Genomic DNA, 16362 nt, shown 5'->3' with positions numbered 1-16362 from the left:
CAGCCTGCTCGCCCCGCCAAGATTCTGTGACACAATGGAACTCACGCGCAGCGCGCGCATAATTTCATAACCCATAAGCTTTAACGCAGTGCGTTTTCGTTGCTATTCGTGCGGCAGCGGCGCGGTCCTTTTTGGGCTGTGCCTGCGCCCGAATAGCCGGCGCACCATACAATCGAAGTACAGGAGTAAGCCCAACTAATGGCGGCACAGAACTCTCAAGAAACAACTGAAAACCTCCAGGCAGCCGCGGCTTTGGCCCAGCGGATAGACCCGAGCGAGCTCAAAGATAAAACCCGCGTGTATGCCTTGGCCCAAAAGCTCGGCCTATCCTCGCGCCAGCTGGTGGCCCAGCTCAAGGACATGGGCCTGAACAAGACCGCGCAGAGCTCCATTACCCGCGCAGAAGCAGGCGACCTCTTCGCTGCTCTAGCCCGCCATGCAGGGGGCGCGGATGCGGAGCAGCCTGCAACCGTGGACGAGAGCCCAGCGGAAGCAAAGCCCGAGGGCAAGGCCAAGACCACCAAGCGCGCTCGGCGCACCCGCAAAGCCACGAAGAAGTCTGCGCCTGCGGCAAAGAAAGGGCCAGTACAAGCTGATGATGGGGAAGAAGATGGCGCTCCCACTGAAAACACCGCCGCCGATGCGGAAGAAGAAAAGAACCTGCGCTACCGCGTGCGCAAGAACGTGGACAATGAAATCTCCCAGATTGAGGAAAAGGTCGATGCTTCGCTGGTAAAGAGCGCACTGCCGGATCCTGAGCCGTCGAACGCGCCCGCGCGCGCTGAAGATGATGCCGATGCTAATGCCACCGACGCTGCCGCTGCCGGAGCTGGCGAAGCGACTGGGACCGTGGATCCGGCCAAGCTGCATGAGGTGCTGGCAGAGGCCGGCGAGGACTTCGACGATGATTACTATGCCCCGCGCATAGTCCCGCGCGCGGAGACGGACGACGATTCCGCTGCGTATGACTTCGCGCCGCTGTTTATGCCGCCGCAGCAGCAGGACGCCGCCGAGCTTGGTGAGGATGAGGCCGCGGACATGGCGGCGATCGCTGAAGCCGCTGATGCGGCGGAACCTGGCGACGACGCAGAGCCGGACGAGGCCGAGGTAGACAATAAGGCGTCGCGCGGGGGTTCTGACAAGCGTCGCCGCGGCCGCCGTGGTACCTCCCGTGGGCGCGGCGTGCACGAGAACGCCAAGAAGGATGTGGCGGATAAGGAGCCGGAGCTTATCGATGAGCCCAAGGCCATCCGTGGCTCCACCCGCATCGAGGCACAGAAGCGCCGCCGCGCAGAATTGCGCGAGAAGGGCCGCGAGCGCCAGCACATCGTGTCCCAGGCGGAATTTTTGGCGCGGCGCGAGGCCGTGGAACGCACCATGGTGGTGCGCGATAAGCAGCGCGAGGACGGCGCGGGCATCGTCACGCAGGTGGGCGTGCTTGAAGATGACCTCTTGGTCGAGCACTTCGTTACCACCGAGGCCCAAGCCTCCCTCATTGGCAATATTTACTTAGGCCGCGTGCAAAACGTCTTGCCGTCCATGGAGGCGGCATTCGTGGACATCGGCCAGGGCCGCAACGGTGTGCTTTATGCCGGCGAGATTGACTGGCGCAAGACCAAATTGCACGGGCGTTCCCGCAAGGTTGAAAATACCCTGAAATCCGGCGACCAAATCTTGGTGCAGGTGGCAAAGGACCCGATTGGCCACAAGGGTGCGCGCCTGACCACCCGGATTTCCTTGGCCGGGCGCTACCTCGTCTACGTACCAGGCGGCCGCAGTGCTGGAATTTCGCGCAAGCTGCCGGCACCGGAGCGCAAGCGCTTAAAGGACATCTTGGGCCGCGTGGTGCCAGGCGATGGCGGCGCCATCATCCGTACCGCTGCCGAAAACGTTCCCGAGGAGGCCATTGCAGCAGATGTGCAGCGCCTGCATAACCGGTGGGAAGATATTTCCACCCAAGCTAAGAAGGAAAAATCCTCCAAGGGTGCTAAGCCGGTCACGCTCTATGAAGAGCCGAATATGCTCATCAAGGTCGTCCGGGATCTCTTCAACGAAGACTTCCATCGCCTGATCGTGGACGGGAAGCGTTCCTTTAATACGGTCAATGCCTACGTGGAATCCATGGCCCCGGACCTTGCAGACCGCGTGGTGCGCTATAAGCCCAAGGACCACGGCGGCCAGGATGCCTTTGCCGCCTACCGCATTGATGAGCAGCTGCATAAGGCGCTCTCGCGCAAGGTATGGCTGCCATCTGGCGGCACCTTGGTCATCGATCGTACCGAGGCCATGACCGTCATCGATGTCAACACCGGCAAGTTCACCGGCTCCGGCGGCAACCTGGAAGAGACCGTGACCCGCAATAACCTGGAGGCGGCCGAAGAAATCGTGCGCCAGATGCGCCTGCGCGATCTGGGCGGCATGATCGTGGTGGACTTTATTGACATGGTCTTGCCGGAAAACCAGGACCTGGTTTTGCGCCGCCTGAAGGAGGCCCTGGGTCGCGACCGCACGCGCCACCAGGTATCCGAGGTTACCTCCCTGGGCTTGGTGCAAATGACGCGCAAGCGCTTGGGCACTGGCTTGGTAGAGACCTTTTCTACCGAGTGTGAGCACTGCCATGGCCGCGGCATCATCATCCACGAGTACCCGGTCGATGAAGCTGAAGACAACCACTCCGGCCAGCATTCGCACGGTTCCTCCAAGTCGCACAAGAAGCCAGACCACGATCCCCAGCAGCACCCGGCTGCCGTGGCCATGCACGAGCATGACGATGAAGACGAGCGCGCGGAGAAGAAGGGCCAGAAGCACCACAAGGGGCATAAGGCCGCTAACCAGCCGCAGAAGTACCAAAAGACCAACGCTCCCCTCTACAGCAGCGAGGACGAGCAGTCACCGTCGCTGGAGGAGCTCGTGGCCAATGTCGTCGTAGACGATGAGACCGCCGACTCCACACAGAAGGCCCCACAGAAGCGAGCCGACAACGCCCGCGGACACCGTGACGAGCGCAGCCGTGGCCGCAGCGAAGACAAGCAGAAGAAGCGCCGCCGAGTGCAGAAGAAGTCCGAGGTCTCTGAAATCGAGGCCATCGCCTATGCTGCGGCAGAAAACGCCGCCGAAAGCGATGAGGTACAGGAATTTAATTCCTATGTGCCCGATGGCCAAGAATCACCGGCGAAGGAGAAGAAGCGCACCCAGCGGGGCAAGAAGCCGCGCCGGGCAACGCGGACCTCGCCAGCTTCCCGCCGCGTGCAGGAGCAGCAGAAACAGCGCCAGCAGGCGGCTGAAGAGAAGAAGGCGGTAGCTACCGATGCCCCGGAGAAGACCTACGAGGAGGCAGTAGCCGAGTTTGAGGCTTCTCCGCGCCGGAAGCGGCGCACGCGCGGAAATTCGCGTTCCGATAATCGCCCGCGCCCAGAGGCTTTTGCCCAGCCACAAAAAGAGGAATCCACGGGTTCCGCCGAGAAGTCACGCGGTGACGGTGCGGCACAGCAGGACGCCGAGCAGCAAAAGCCTCGCAGCAAGTCACGCGGGCGTGGTCGGCGTCGCAGTGTTCGCACCCAGCCAAATTCCCGCCGGGCAAATGTGCGGGCCTCGCACCGGGCAAACGCGCAGGATGTAAAGCAGGACGACAAGCGCGGGGACACCTCGCGAACTGCGGAGCAGCGTCACGAGAATATCAGTGGCGGGAAGAATAAATCCTCGGTACAGGGAGGCCGTCGCGGCAAGCGCCGGGTGGTGCGTACGAACCCGAGGGATAAGGCCACCTCGCACAATGCGGGTGGCCCAACGGCTACACCTGTTCAAGGGGAGAAGGATTCCCAGAAGGCTAGTGCTCCGCAGACTGAAACCAAGGTCATTCGCCGCGGGAAGAAGCGCGCGGTGAAAAAGACCGGGGCGCCGGCAGCGGCCGCGCGGCAGGAACGTACTGGGGAAAAGGCGTCCACTAACGCGCCGGAGACCCCGCAGACTGGTGCTAAGGACGCGGGCCGGCGGCGGCGCCGCGTAGCACGGCGAGCTACTTCCTAGGGCATCGCCACGCGGGTGCGAAGTGCGTGGTTTGTATTTTGTACCCGCGGCGGGGTAGTCTTTGACAGTCGCTGTTTAGAACTCTCGGCGCTGGATCAGCCCACAATTGCCGCCCGGTGATTGCGGACATGTTCGCGCGGGGTCTGAACGCAATATGTAAGTGTCCATTCGGATAACGGCCTGGATGCCGTGTCCGAGCGAGTTTAGATAAGGGGTAACCCTCTATGTACGCGATCGTCAAGACCGGCGGCAAGCAGTACAAGGTTGCTGAAGGTGACCTCGTCAAGGTCGAGAAGATCGAGGGTGAGCCAGGCTCTGCCGTGGCTCTCACCCCGGTTCTGCTCGTCGATGGCGCCGCTGTGAAGTCCAAGGCTTCCGACTTGGAGAAGGTTTCCGTTGCTGCGGAAATCGTTGAACAGGGTAAAGGTCCAAAGATTGATATCTTGAAGTACAAGAACAAGACTGGTTACAAGAGGCGTTTGGGTCACCGCCAGCCTCAGACCACCTTGAAGATCACCGGTATCAAGTAAGCCTTAACCGGGCTGCAAATCATCCCCGAAGGAGGGAAACGACATGGCACACAAGAAGGGTGCTTCCAGCTCCAGCAACGGTCGCGATTCCGAGTCCAAGCGCCTCGGCGTCAAGCGCTTCGGTGGTCAGCAGGTTAACGCCGGCGAGATCATCGTGCGTCAGCGCGGCACCAAGTTCCACCCAGGTGAGAACGTTGGTCGCGGCGGCGATGACACCTTGTTCGCACTTGCTGCTGGCTCCGTGAAGTTCGGCATCAAGCGCGGCCGCCGGATGGTAAACATCATCCCGGCTGAAGAGGTTGCTGCAGAAGCTACTGCTTAAGCACGACCGCAGCGGTCAATCCTCGGGCAGCTTTCACTACGGGTGAGGGCAGCTCGAGGATTTTCTCGTTTTACCTCCCACTGTGCTGGCAGGGCATGGGTTGGAGTCCGAGCTTGGCTACGCATTACACTGGCTAAGACAATAGATTTAAATAAGAAGGGTGTGGCACATCATGGCACGATTTATTGACCGCGTCGTCTTGCACTTGCAGGCTGGCGACGGTGGGCATGGCTGTGTGTCTGTCCACCGCGAGAAATTCAAGCCATTGGGCGGACCGGATGGCGGCAATGGCGGCCACGGTGGCGACATCGTTTTGGAAGTTTCAGAGCAGATCCATACTTTGATGGACTTCCACTACCGCCCGCATATTAAGGCCGAACGAGGCGGCAACGGTGCCGGCGATATGCGCAATGGCGCGCGCGGTGAGGACCTGATTCTGGAGGTTCCCGCGGGTACGGTTGTGCGCACGGAAAAGGGTGAGACCCTGGCGGATCTTACTGTGCCGGGCACGCGTTTCGTCGCGGCTGAGGGCGGTTTCGGTGGCTTGGGCAACGCGGCGTTGGCGTCTAAGAACCGGAAGGCACCGGGCTTTGCGCTGCAGGGCGAGCCGGGCCAAGCTCATGATTTGGTGCTCGAGCTGAAATCCATGGCGGATGTGGGGCTTGTGGGCTTTCCTTCGGCGGGTAAGTCCTCGTTGATCTCTGTGCTCTCTGCAGCCAAGCCGAAGATTGGTGACTACCCGTTTACCACCCTGCAGCCCAACTTGGGTGTGGTGGATATGGGCGATAGCTCCTTTACCATTGCCGATGTCCCTGGCCTTATCCCTGGCGCCGCCGATGGCAAGGGCCTAGGCCTAGACTTCCTGCGCCACATCGAGCGCACGGCCGTGCTGGCCCACGTCGTTGATACCGCATCCATCGAGCCTGGCCGCGATCCGGAATCCGATATTGAGGCGCTGGAAAATGAGCTGGCTAAGTACCAGGAGGCGCTAGAAAGCGATACCGGTTTGGGTGACCTGCGCGAGCGCCCGCGCGTCATTATTTTGAATAAGGCCGATGTGCCGGAGGCGGAAGAGCTTGCGGAGTTCGTCAAGGATGACCTGAAGGAAAAGTTTGGCTGGCCGGTGTTCATCATTTCTGCGGCAGCACGCAAGGGCTTGGACCCGCTGAAATTCAAGCTCATGGAAATGGTCACCGAGCATCACAAGGCACAGCCTAAGCCGAAGCGGGATCCTTCCCATACCGTTATTCACCCCAAGGCCCAAGCGCATAAGAAAAACACCGGCAGCTTCGCAGACTTTAGCGTGCGACCGGACCCAGAAGTGCAGGGCGGATTCATTGTGGAAGGCGAAAAGATCGAGCGCTGGATTACCCAGACCGACTTTGAAAACGATGAGGCCGTGGGTTACTTGGCGGACCGCCTGGCCAAGGCCGGCGTGGAAGACGAGCTGCACAAGCAGGGCGCGGTGGAAGGCTGTCCCGTGACCATCGGCGGCATTACATTCGAATGGGAGCCGATGACCGGCGGCGATCCAACTATGGCCAGCCGCGGCGAGGATGCCCGCCTGAAGGGCACCAACCGCGTGTCGGCAGCGGAGCGCAAGCGTGCCTCCCAAGCCCGGCGTGGCTTGGTCGATGAGCTCGACTACGGAGATGAGGAAGAGATCACCCGCGAAGGCGCTAACCGTGACCGGTGGCAGGGTTAGTTGTTAACTTCTGGCGAAGGGAAGTGGGGGCAATTCCACCGGACGATTGCCCCCAGTTCAGACACATTATGCTGCGCACATGGGGGAAATGTGCCCCAATGAAGGGGGCGGGAGGCATAAGCTTTGTACACTATTGAGTTATGTCTTCTGATCAACAGAAAGAGCCCATTCTTCCGCTCCCCGTAGAGCCGTTTGATGGCCCTACCGCTGATACTCCGTTCCCCGAAGCCCTTGATGAAAACCCGATAGCCTCCGGGTTTGAATCCGAATTGCGCAACTCTATCGCTGAGGCCAAGCGCGTCGTTGTAAAGATTGGTTCCTCGTCGCTGACGGATGAGAATTTCCGCGTGGCGCAGGAAAAGATCGATCACATCGTTGATGCTGTCCACGCACGCATGGGACGCTCCGATGTCATCATCGTTTCCTCCGGTGCGGTTGCTGCCGGTATGGGCCCGCTCGGCCTGCACCAGCGCCCCACCGACCTGGCTACGAAGCAGGCTTCGGCGTCTGTGGGCCAGGTACACCTCGCCTATGAGTGGGGCCGTTCCTTTGCGCGTTATCAGCGCACCATCGGTCAGGTGCTGCTTACGGCCTCCGATGCCGGACACCGCGACCGCGCCCGCAACGCGCAGCGCACCATTGATCGTCTGCGCCAGCTGCGCACCATTCCCATCGTGAACGAAAACGACGCCGTTGCTACCTCTGAGATGCACTTCGGCGATAACGACCGCCTGTCGGCCTTGGTCGCCAACTTGGTGGGCGCAGACGCGCTCTTCCTGTTCTCTGATGTCGATGGCCTCTATGACAAGAACCCGGCCGAGCCGGATGCGAAGTTCATCGATGAGGTGCGCACCGGTAAGGATCTCAAGGGCGTTGTTGCCGGCGATGGCGGCAAGGTCGGCACCGGCGGCATGGCCACGAAGGTCTCCGCCGCCCGCCTGGCCACCCGCGGCGGCATTCCTGTGCTGTTGACCTCTACCGATAATATTGGCCCCGCGCTTTCCGATGCCTCCGTGGGCACCGTCTTCCACACCCGCGAGGAACGCCAGCTTTCGGCTTGGAAGTTCTGGGCGCTCTACTGCGCCGATACCGGCGGAGCCGTCCGCCTGGACGAGGGCGCCAAGGAGGCCGTGACCAAGGGCGGTACCTCCTTGCTCGCCGTGGGTATTACCGATGTCCGCGGTGAATTCAACAAGGGCGAGATCATCGATATCTTGGGCCCGAAGGGCGAGGTTATCGGCCGCGGTGAGGTCCGCTTCGATTCCGAGGAATTGAACGCCATCAAGGGCATGCAGATGAGTGAGCTGCCAGAAGATAAGCGCCGCTCCGTCGTGCACGCGGATTACCTGTCCAACTTCGCCTCTCGCATCTAGCTAAGTGCCGTACGCTGGTCCCATGAAGTATTTTATGGGACCAGAAACGTGGCAGCCGATGGTCGATGACTTAAGCGCTGCCGGCCACGAACGCGTAGAAAACCTCGAAGACGCAGAGGTTTATGTCAATAACACACCCAGCCCACGCCGCATCCCAGAGATGCCGGACAATATCGGCTGGGTGCAGCATTGTTTTACCGGTGTAAACCAACTCATTGATGCTGGATTGATTACCCCTGAGGGCTTGCCGTGGTGCAATTCCGCCGGCGCCTTTGCCAAGCCGGTGGCCGAATGCGCCTTGGGCCTACTGCTCTCCCAAGCTCATCAGCACAAGGCCTTTGTGCAGGCCGGCACCTGGTCGGTGGCCAAGGAGCTGGATGAAGCGCAGGAGTGGATCTATGACCAGCAGGGGCCGAAGAAGGTAGCGATTTTGGGTGCTGGTGGCATCGGCAAGCAGCTCATTGCCCTGCTCAAGCCCTTTGGGGTGTACATCACCGCCGTGAATCGCTCTGGGCGCCCCGTGGAGGGCGCCGATGAGGTGGTTGCCATGGCTGATGCCGCACACGTGTGGGGCGAGGCCGATGTTATTTTCTGCATCCTGCCCGCCACGCAGGAAACGGAGGGGCTAATCGATGCCGCAAAGTTCCGCGCCATGAAACCGTCCTCGCTGTTTATCAACGTCGGGCGCGGCAGCACCGTGGTTACCGATGACCTCGTGGATGCCCTGCGCGAGGGTGAAATCGCCGGGGCCGGCTTGGAAGTTGTGGACCCAGAGCCGCTTCCCGATGGCCACCCGTTGCTCTCCCTGCCCAATTGCACCATGACCCCGCACATCGGGGCAACAAAGCACGTGGCGCAGTACCACATGGGCGATATTTTTAATGCCAATGCCGTCGCGTGGGATAAGGGTGAGCCCATGCCCACCCAGGTAGATCCGGAGGCGGGATACTAGAAAGCTTAAGAGCAACGGACAGCGAAGCCTGGGTGCGTCGTGTGTGTACCGAAGAAAGGACGTACCGCCCACTGTCCGTGGCAAGTGAAATTAAAAGTTCAATGTGTTGAACTACTGCTAATTTAACACTTATCCAAGGGCAACACAAGCACGATTATTAAGATGGTGGACATGCACCTAGAAGAACTCCCTACCCGCAGCCAGGACTACCTCAAAGTTCTGTGGGACTTATCGGAGCATTCCGGCGGCGCCCCAGTGGGGCTGAAGGATGTGGCGGGGCGCCTGGATCAAAAGGTGCCTACTGCCTCAGAGGCGATTAAAAAGCTCGCCGCTCAAGGGCTGGTGGAGCATGAGCGCTATCAGGGCGTCTCATTGAGCCCTGCGGGCCGCGAGCTGGCGATGCAGATGGTGCGCCGCCACCGGCTTTTAGAAACCTTCTTGGTAGAGACCCTGGACTATTCCTGGGACGAGGTGCACGAGGACGCTGATCGCCTCGAGCACGCCTGCTCCGATCGCTTTATTGGCCGCATCGATGCGCTGCTGGGATCCCCCGACCGCGATCCGCACGGCGATCCCATTCCCGATATTGGCGGCGGGATCGAGGATCTTGGCACGCTCACGCTCGCCAGCGCCCCGCTCGATGCGCCCGTGACCGTGGAGCGCGTCTGCGATGAGGATCCTGGCCTATTGCGCTACCTCGACCGCTTTGGGGTGGAGCTGGGCAATGAGCTGCGCGTAAGCGATAGCGTGGCCGGCTTATTGACGGTGCAGACCAAAGGCGGCGAGATGTCGCTGGCGGAGGTGGCCGCCCGCGAGATCACAGTCCGCCTGTCCTCGTCTAATTAACGCGCGGCGCAGCAACGCAGTGCTGCGCCGCGCCGTGCGACGCCATGCTGCGCCGCACGTTAGGAGACCGCCTTATAGGCCGTCATGCTGGCGAGGTAGAACACGCCGGCCACAATGGCGATGGTGCCGCCGGCCGAAAGGCTCAAGTGCGCAGCGATAAAAAGCCCGGCCACCGCGATGGTGATGCCGATGATGCCCGCCCCGATAAGCAGCGCCTCCGGGCGCGATACCCACGGGCGCAGGCCCGCGGCTGGAGCCACGAGCAAGGCGATGGACAAGATGGTGCCGACGGCGGGGATGACGGCGGCCATCGTCAAGCAGATAAGGCCGAGCGTCAGGGCATCGTAAAGCCCGCTATGCGGGGACGTGGTGGGGTCGAAATACGCCTGGAAGAGGCGGCGCCGGCAGGCTAGTACCGCCAGTAGGCAGATAATGACCAGGCCGGCTGCGACGGCGACATCGCGGTGGTTGACCGTGGTAAGCGAGCCCACCAGGAAGCTATCGACGTGCAGCGGCAGCGGCTGGAACCAGCGCAGCAACAAGATACCCATCGCAAACCCCAGAGTGAGCGTGGTGCCCGCCGCAGCGGTGGAGGAGACGCCGTGCACCTTGCCCAGGTAATGCATGAAAATCGCCAGCGGAATGCAGACCGCCACGGAGCCGAGCATGAGCCCATCGCTCAAGTTGGCACCCAGCGCATTGGCCACGACGACGCCGAGGACCGCGCCGGGAAAGGTGCCGTGGGAGAGGCTCTCAGCAAAAAAGACGCGATTGCCCAACACCATGAGCGTACCTACCAGCCCGGAGAGGCAGCCTACCGCGATGGCTTCGAAGAATGGCAAAGTTAAGACACCCATATGCGCCTGCCTAAAAGTGCGAGCGGAACGGTCAGGGACAGCGACAGCGCGACGATGGCTTGCGGGGAAATCTGGTGGGAGGTCACCGAAAGCATGAGCCACAGGCCCACGCATACGGCGACTACCGCGCCCACCAGCGCCCACAGGAGCATCTGCAGTGGGGTGCTAGCCAGGACGCGCCCGACCAGGCCCGGGACCACCACGAAACCCAAAACGAGCAATACGCCGATGGCGGAGCTCGCGGCGACGACGATAAGGCCCACCGCTACGTTGGCAGTGACATCGATTAGCCCCACGCGGATGCCGGTGGCGCGCGCGGATTCGCGGTCAAAGGCGACGGCTACTTGCGAGCGCCAGGTGGCCAGAATGAGCAGGGCGGCAACCACGCACAAGATGATCGAGGGGATCATGCGGTCAGTGGTGATATCGAGCAAGCGGCCAAACATAAGGGCCTCCAGCTGGCCGGAGCGATCCCCCACGGCGAGGCTGATGACCACGCCGATGCCATACATCAAGGTCAGTACCACCGCGGTGCCGGATTCATGGTCGTGGCCATCGCTGCCGGAATTCAGGCGCGCCAAAATGAGCACGGCGACACCCGCGGCGACGGCGGCACCGGGCAAGATGCCGGGAAAGCCCGCCACGGCCAGGCCGATGACGATGCCCGGGAATACCGAGTGGACCAGCGCCTCAACGCTAAATTCCATGCGGCGCAGGTTGACCACCACGCTGACCACCGCGCCGGTTAAGGCCACGCACAGCAAGAACAGGGCGGCGCGCTGCATGTAGGGAGCAGTAAGCAGAAGCGTCACATGTCCCCCTGTAATACCGACGTGGCCTCCAGGTAGCGCTCGACTGCATCCTCGGTATCGAGGACCTCGCTGTGGCCGTCCACGATGAGCATTCCAGCATCGCAAGCGCGCTGCGCCAAAATGGGATCGTGGGTAGAAATGAGCAGGGCAACCCCGCTTTCCTTAAGCTTGGCGATGATCCCTAAAAGCACCTGCCTGCTGTCTTGGTCCAGGCCATTGAAGGGCTCGTCCATGAGCACCAAGTCCGGGTGCGCGGCGAGCGCGCGGGCGATAAAGATGCGCTGGCGCTGCCCACCCGATAGCTTATCCCAGCGGGTCTTCGCCTTATCCGCCATGCCGACGAGCTCTAGCGCTTGGTCGATCTGCGGGCGCAGGCGGCGCATGCTGCCCATGCGCTCCCACCACGAGGCCTTATTGAGCAGGCCCATTTCCACGACCCGGCCGGCGGTGACGGGAAAGGTGGGATCGCAGGTGTGGTGCTGGGGAACATAGCCCAGCGTCGCCGTGCGCTGATGCTCGCCGCGCAGCGTAGCAAGGCCGGCGATGGCCTTTAAGAGAGTGGATTTACCAGCACCATTAGCCCCCAGCAGCGCGATGGCCTCACCTTCGTGGATGGTCAAGGAGACATCGTCCACGATGGTGGTGGTGCCATAGCCGCAGGAGGCATGGGAAAGTTCTAAAAGCGGTGCATTCATCGTGCGTTATCCAGGCTTTCTGGCAGATCGGCCGCTTCACCGTCCCAGGCATCTACCAAGGTGGTGACGTTGTGGATGATGGAGCCGATGTAGGTGGCGCCGTCGCTATTCGGCACGCCCAAGGAGTCGCCGTACAGGGCGTCGTCATCCATAATGGCCTTGACGCCTGCGGCGCGGGCGATGGCCTCGATGGACTTAGAGTTATTGGAGTTTTCCGCGAAGATGGCCTTGGCGCCGGAATCGCGAACCTCCTTAGCGGCATCCTCGATGTGCGAGGAGGTGGCGTCCTGCTGGTTATTGAAGTCCGTGAGCGCGGAGCCGATGAACTTCACGTCATAATCGTTAGAGAAGTAGCCAAAGGCATCGTGCGAAGTAAACAGCATGCGGTCCTGCTCGGGGACGGTCTCCAGGGACTCGGTGACCCACTTATCCAGCTCGTCGAGCTGCTTGGTGTACTTTTCGCCGACTTCCTTCACGGATGGCTCCTTATCGGCCAAGGCATCGACGATGTTTTCTACCTGGATCTTGGCGTTCTTGGGGGAGGTCCATACGTGCGGGTCGTGGGTGAATTCTGGTTCCTCGCCGTCCTCACCGGGGAAAGGCCACTCGCGCAGGTCTACCTTGTGCTTGGAGTTGTCATCGCCGGCGGTGACGATGGTCTCGCCGTCAAAGCCGGAAGACTCCACGGCGTTATCGAGGAAGTGCTCGAGATCGACGCCGTTTTTAAAGAGGAAGTCCGCATCTGCCATGGCACTCATCTGCTGCGGGGTCATCTCGTGCTCGTGCGCGCTGGCATTCGGCGCCAACAGGCAGGTGAGATCGAGGGTGGTATCGCCATCGCCCTCGGTGGTTTCCTTGCCGCTGGAATCCACCTTGTGGAGCGTCATGCCACCCTGGGCAATCTGGGTGAGGTAATCGCAGATCTGCGTGGTGGTGGCAACAGCCTTGATGGTCTGATCGTCGCCCGAACCGGAGCCCGCGTTGGCACCGTTGCCTCCGTCATTCGTGCTGCAGGCGGCGAGGGCGAGCCCGCTCAGGGTCAACATCAGGCCCAGCTTGGCCACGTTCTTTTTCATGAGTGCTCCTTTTTCAGGCTGAAACTTATCAAACAAAGAATAAACATACCCAATTAAAAGTTTCAAGGTATTGAACAATAAGATTTGGTATTGTGAGGTTCACTGCACTTTCGGGCTAGGGTAGGGAAGTGGTTTTCTCTGCGTGGCCTGTCCAATTCAGGCAAAGCGTGAGGTTCACGGCGGGCGGCTGAAAAACTCGGGCGGGTACGTTACTCTGGTATGACATGAGCAACACTGAACGCGAAGAAGTTCTGTCCAAAGCCCGTGCTGCAAAGGACGTTGCGCCCGTCGTGGCGCAGCTGTCCACGCCGCGCAAGAATGAAATCTTGCAGCGCGCAGCCGAAAATCTCATTGCCCACACCGATGACATCCTTGCTGCCAACCAGCAGGACATTGAGGCAGGCCGCGAACGCGGCATGTCCGATTCCCTGATTGACCGCCTGACCTTGGACGCTGCCCGCGTCGAGGGCATTGCCGATGGCCTGCGCCAAGTCGCTGGCCTGCAAGACCCGGTAGGCGAGATCCTGCAGGGCCGCACCATGGATAACGGCATCCAGATGAAGCAGGTGCGCGTCCCGCTCGGTGTGATGGGCATGGTCTACGAGGCCCGCCCGAATGTCACCGTGGATGCCTTCGGCCTCGCTTTGAAATCCGGCAACGTGCCGCTGCTGCGCGGTTCCAAGTCCGCGCGCAACTCCAATACCAAGCTGGTGGAGCTCCTGCAGGACACCCTTGCAGAGTTTGATCTGCCGCGCGAGGTAGTCCAGCTCCTGCCCTGTGAGACCCACGATTCCGTCCAGGACTTGATTACCGCCCGCGGCTTGGTGGACCTAGTCATTCCCCGTGGCGGTGCCAAGCTCATCGAGGCTGTAGTTACCGGCGCTACCGTTCCGGCCATCGAGACCGGTACCGGCAACTGCCACTTCTACATCGATGCTTCGGCCGATATGGACAAGGCCATCGACATGGTCATCAACGGCAAGACCCGCCGCACCTCTGTCTGCAACTCCACCGAGTGCGTGCTTATTGATGCCGCGCTTGATGATGCCACCAAGCTGCGTATCGTCCGCGCCCTCCAGGACGCAGACGTCACCGTCCACGGTGATGTAGACGAGCTCGAGGGCTTCGGCGCCACGGACGTTGTTCAGGCTACCGAGGAGGACTGGCGCGAAGAGTCGCTGTCCATGGATATCTGTGCGAAGGTGGTCGACGGCGTTGACGCTGCCATCGCCCACATCGCGGAATTTACCACCGGCCATACCGAGGGCATCGCCGCCCAGGATGCGGACGTCTTGGTCAAGTTCGGCAACGAGGTTGATGCCGCAGCCGTCATGCTGAATGCCTCCACTGCCTTCACCGATGGCGAGGTCTACGGCATGGGTGCAGAAATCGGTATTTCCACCCAGAAGCTGCACGCTCGTGGCCCAATGGCCCTGCCGGAGCTGACCTCCTCCAAGTGGGTCCTCCAAGGCACCGGTCACGTACGCCCATAAGAACGTGCGCCTTTTTCCTCTCTCTCTCGCGCCGCCGCTGGCTTTGTAGCTATCTCCGCCACGGCGGCGCTTGGCATGTCTGTGCTCACACCTGTCGCGGCAGCGGGGGAGACTCATCCGCCGGCCGAGACCTGCCCCGACTATGTATTCCTTGCCGCGCGCGGCTCGGACCAAAATGAGGAACACGGGGAGTACTTCGGCCCGCAGCGCTATTCGGACCAGGGCGCGGAATCCAATGGCTATGAAGGTCCCAACCTCGCAGCGCTCTTCCACCTGGTAGAACAACGCCACCCCGGAACCATGGATAATGCCTACGTGCTGGCGTTGGATGCGGATGCATATCCGGCCTCTATGAACCTTCCACCGTTGGCCCAAGAGGGCGAAAACCTGGGCCCGCTGCAGCTGATGCGCCGCTTGGGCGGGGTGCTGCTGGAACATCCCTTGCATGAGCTGGTCTATCAGGTCACCGTTGGCTTTGTGCAGAGCCTGCGCAGCGGTATGAACAACGCGCCGCGCGTGGTGGAGAAGTACGAAGAGGAAACCGGCTGCAGCCCGCGCTATATCACCGCTGGGTATTCGCAAGGAGCCATTATCGCCACCAGCGCGGAGCGCTACCTCGCGTCCCAGGACAAGCTCGCCGGGGCGATCTACCTGGGCAATCCCTTGCGGCGTCCCGGCGGCATGGCCGGGCCGATTCCGCGATATCTCATTCCTCACAGCGCCGCACTGCAGGCCGATCGCCGGATCGATTACTGCCTTGCCGGCGACTTCGTCTGCGACCTCAACCTGCGCAATGCCAAAGACACCCTGGCCACCAAGGCCGCCCACCACGCCTCATATTTCCGCGATAGCGAAGGCGATGCGGCAGTGGAACAGGACAATGCCCGCGTGGCCGATACCGTGGCTGGCTGGCTTAACTCCCCAGCAGGGTAGCGGCTATACTCTCCAGCCATGACTAATTCCCAGCGCATTGGGATCATGGGCGGCACCTTTGATCCAATCCACAATGGCCACTTGGTCGCCGCCAGCGAGGCGGCGCACCGCTTTGCCCTCGATACCGTAGTCTTTGTGCCCACCGGCAAACCGTGGCAGAAGGCCTCCCGCGAGGTCACCGGCGCGGAGCACCGGTATTTGATGACGATGGTGGCAACTGCCTCCAACCCGCGCTTTACCGTCTCCCGCGTGGACATCGACCGCAAGGGCCCTACCTATACCATCGATACCCTGCGGGATCTGCGCGAGCTTTTTCCGGACGCCGAGTTTTACTTCATCACCGGTGCGGATTCCCTGCAATCCATTATGAGCTGGCATAACTGGGAAGAGATGCTGGAAATGGCGCACTTCGTGGGCGTCACGCGCCCGGGCTACGAGCTGAGTACGGACATGCTGCCCGCCGGTTCGCGGGAGGATATCAACCTTATCGATATCCCGGCCATGGCCATTTCTTCCACGGATTGCCGCGAGCGGGCCGCCCAAAACCGCCCGGTGTGGTACCTGGTTCCGGATGGGGTGGTGCAATACATCACCAAAAATAACCTCTACTCGGCGCAGCCGGATAAACCTTTATAGTTCAAGTTTGGGCACAATCGCGCCGAACGTGCAAGAATAGACAGCTAAAAGACACTTCCTCACCAGACGCGAAAAGGGAATTTTTATACATTGTCTATTTCTGATC

General features: G+C 61.1%; 14 protein-coding genes. 10 read left to right on the top strand and 4 right to left on the bottom strand.

What is annotated here, in order from left to right; translation table 11 throughout:
• Nucleotides 1-198: 198 nt before the first annotated feature.
• The 7 genes from ACLI1O_RS09180 to ACLI1O_RS09150 all read left to right on the top strand — a co-directional run bounded on the left by ACLI1O_RS09180 (nt 199) and on the right by ACLI1O_RS09150 (nt 9754).
• Nucleotides 199-4026, top strand: a complete 3828-nt coding sequence (locus ACLI1O_RS09180) for a translation initiation factor IF-2 N-terminal domain-containing protein (RefSeq protein ID WP_239268699.1) — start codon at nt 199-201, stop codon at nt 4024-4026.
• A 224-nt stretch (nt 4027-4250) separates the two neighbouring features.
• Nucleotides 4251-4556, top strand: a complete 306-nt coding sequence (rplU, locus tag ACLI1O_RS09175; protein WP_023023542.1) for a 50S ribosomal protein L21 — start codon at nt 4251-4253, stop codon at nt 4554-4556.
• Between the two features lie 43 nt (nt 4557-4599).
• Nucleotides 4600-4878: a 50S ribosomal protein L27 gene (rpmA, locus tag ACLI1O_RS09170; RefSeq protein ID WP_005277951.1), complete on the top strand. Its 279-nt coding sequence runs from the start codon at nt 4600-4602 to the stop codon at nt 4876-4878.
• 172 nt (nt 4879-5050) lie between these two features.
• A complete protein-coding gene (gene obgE, locus ACLI1O_RS09165) occupies nt 5051-6583 on the top strand; it encodes a GTPase ObgE (protein WP_023023539.1) in 1533 nt (510 codons plus the stop codon).
• A 140-nt stretch (nt 6584-6723) separates the two neighbouring features.
• Entirely contained in the window at nt 6724-7956 is a 1233-nt protein-coding gene (gene proB / locus ACLI1O_RS09160) for a glutamate 5-kinase (protein WP_023023537.1), read from the top strand.
• A gap of 22 nt (nt 7957-7978) precedes the next feature.
• A complete protein-coding gene (locus ACLI1O_RS09155) occupies nt 7979-8908 on the top strand; it encodes a D-isomer specific 2-hydroxyacid dehydrogenase family protein (protein WP_239268697.1) in 930 nt (309 codons plus the stop codon).
• A 171-nt stretch (nt 8909-9079) separates the two neighbouring features.
• The gene (locus ACLI1O_RS09150; protein WP_034659051.1) at nt 9080-9754 is read left to right on the top strand and encodes a metal-dependent transcriptional regulator; all 675 of its coding nucleotides are present in this window, start codon (nt 9080-9082) and stop codon (nt 9752-9754) included.
• 59 nt (nt 9755-9813) lie between these two features.
• On the opposite strand, the gene ACLI1O_RS09145 is transcribed toward ACLI1O_RS09150, so the two are convergent.
• The 4 genes from ACLI1O_RS09145 to ACLI1O_RS09130 are packed head-to-tail and all read right to left on the bottom strand — an operon-like array spanning nt 9814 to nt 13194.
• Nucleotides 9814-10596 (bottom strand): metal ABC transporter permease, encoded by a 783-nt coding sequence (locus ACLI1O_RS09145; RefSeq protein WP_411696971.1) that lies wholly within the window; start codon nt 10594-10596, stop codon nt 9814-9816.
• Between the two features lie 2 nt (nt 10597-10598).
• The gene (locus ACLI1O_RS09140) at nt 10599-11423 is read right to left on the bottom strand and encodes a metal ABC transporter permease (RefSeq protein WP_237800918.1); all 825 of its coding nucleotides are present in this window, start codon (nt 11421-11423) and stop codon (nt 10599-10601) included.
• A complete protein-coding gene (locus ACLI1O_RS09135) occupies nt 11420-12118 on the bottom strand; it encodes a metal ABC transporter ATP-binding protein (RefSeq protein WP_239268695.1) in 699 nt (232 codons plus the stop codon). Before ACLI1O_RS09135 ends, ACLI1O_RS09140 begins: the two co-directional genes overlap by 4 nt.
• Nucleotides 12115-13194: a metal ABC transporter substrate-binding protein gene (locus ACLI1O_RS09130; RefSeq protein ID WP_239268693.1), complete on the bottom strand. Its 1080-nt coding sequence runs from the start codon at nt 13192-13194 to the stop codon at nt 12115-12117. Before ACLI1O_RS09130 ends, ACLI1O_RS09135 begins: the two co-directional genes overlap by 4 nt.
• A gap of 224 nt (nt 13195-13418) precedes the next feature.
• Here ACLI1O_RS09130 and ACLI1O_RS09125 point away from each other — a divergent pair, with 224 nt between their 5' ends.
• The 3 genes from ACLI1O_RS09125 (at nt 13419) to nadD (ending at nt 16256) form a co-directional block, all read left to right on the top strand.
• Nucleotides 13419-14687 carry a glutamate-5-semialdehyde dehydrogenase gene (locus ACLI1O_RS09125; protein ID WP_239268691.1) on the top strand — a complete coding sequence of 423 codons (1269 nt, stop codon included), beginning with the start codon at nt 13419-13421 and terminating at the stop codon, nt 14685-14687.
• A gap of 75 nt (nt 14688-14762) precedes the next feature.
• On the top strand, nt 14763-15620 hold the full coding sequence (locus tag ACLI1O_RS09120) for a cutinase family protein (RefSeq protein ID WP_239275181.1): 858 nt from the start codon (nt 14763-14765) through the stop codon (nt 15618-15620).
• Between the two features lie 18 nt (nt 15621-15638).
• Nucleotides 15639-16256: a nicotinate-nucleotide adenylyltransferase gene (nadD, locus tag ACLI1O_RS09115; protein WP_411706819.1), complete on the top strand. Its 618-nt coding sequence runs from the start codon at nt 15639-15641 to the stop codon at nt 16254-16256.
• Nucleotides 16257-16362 lie beyond the last annotated feature (106 nt).

The sequence above is a fragment of the Corynebacterium sp. LaCa78 genome (assembly GCF_046717505.1).
Classification (GTDB): domain Bacteria; phylum Actinomycetota; class Actinomycetes; order Mycobacteriales; family Mycobacteriaceae; genus Corynebacterium.
Note: the sequence above shows the minus strand (reverse complement) of the source record. Positions and strands in the feature narration are given on the sequence as shown.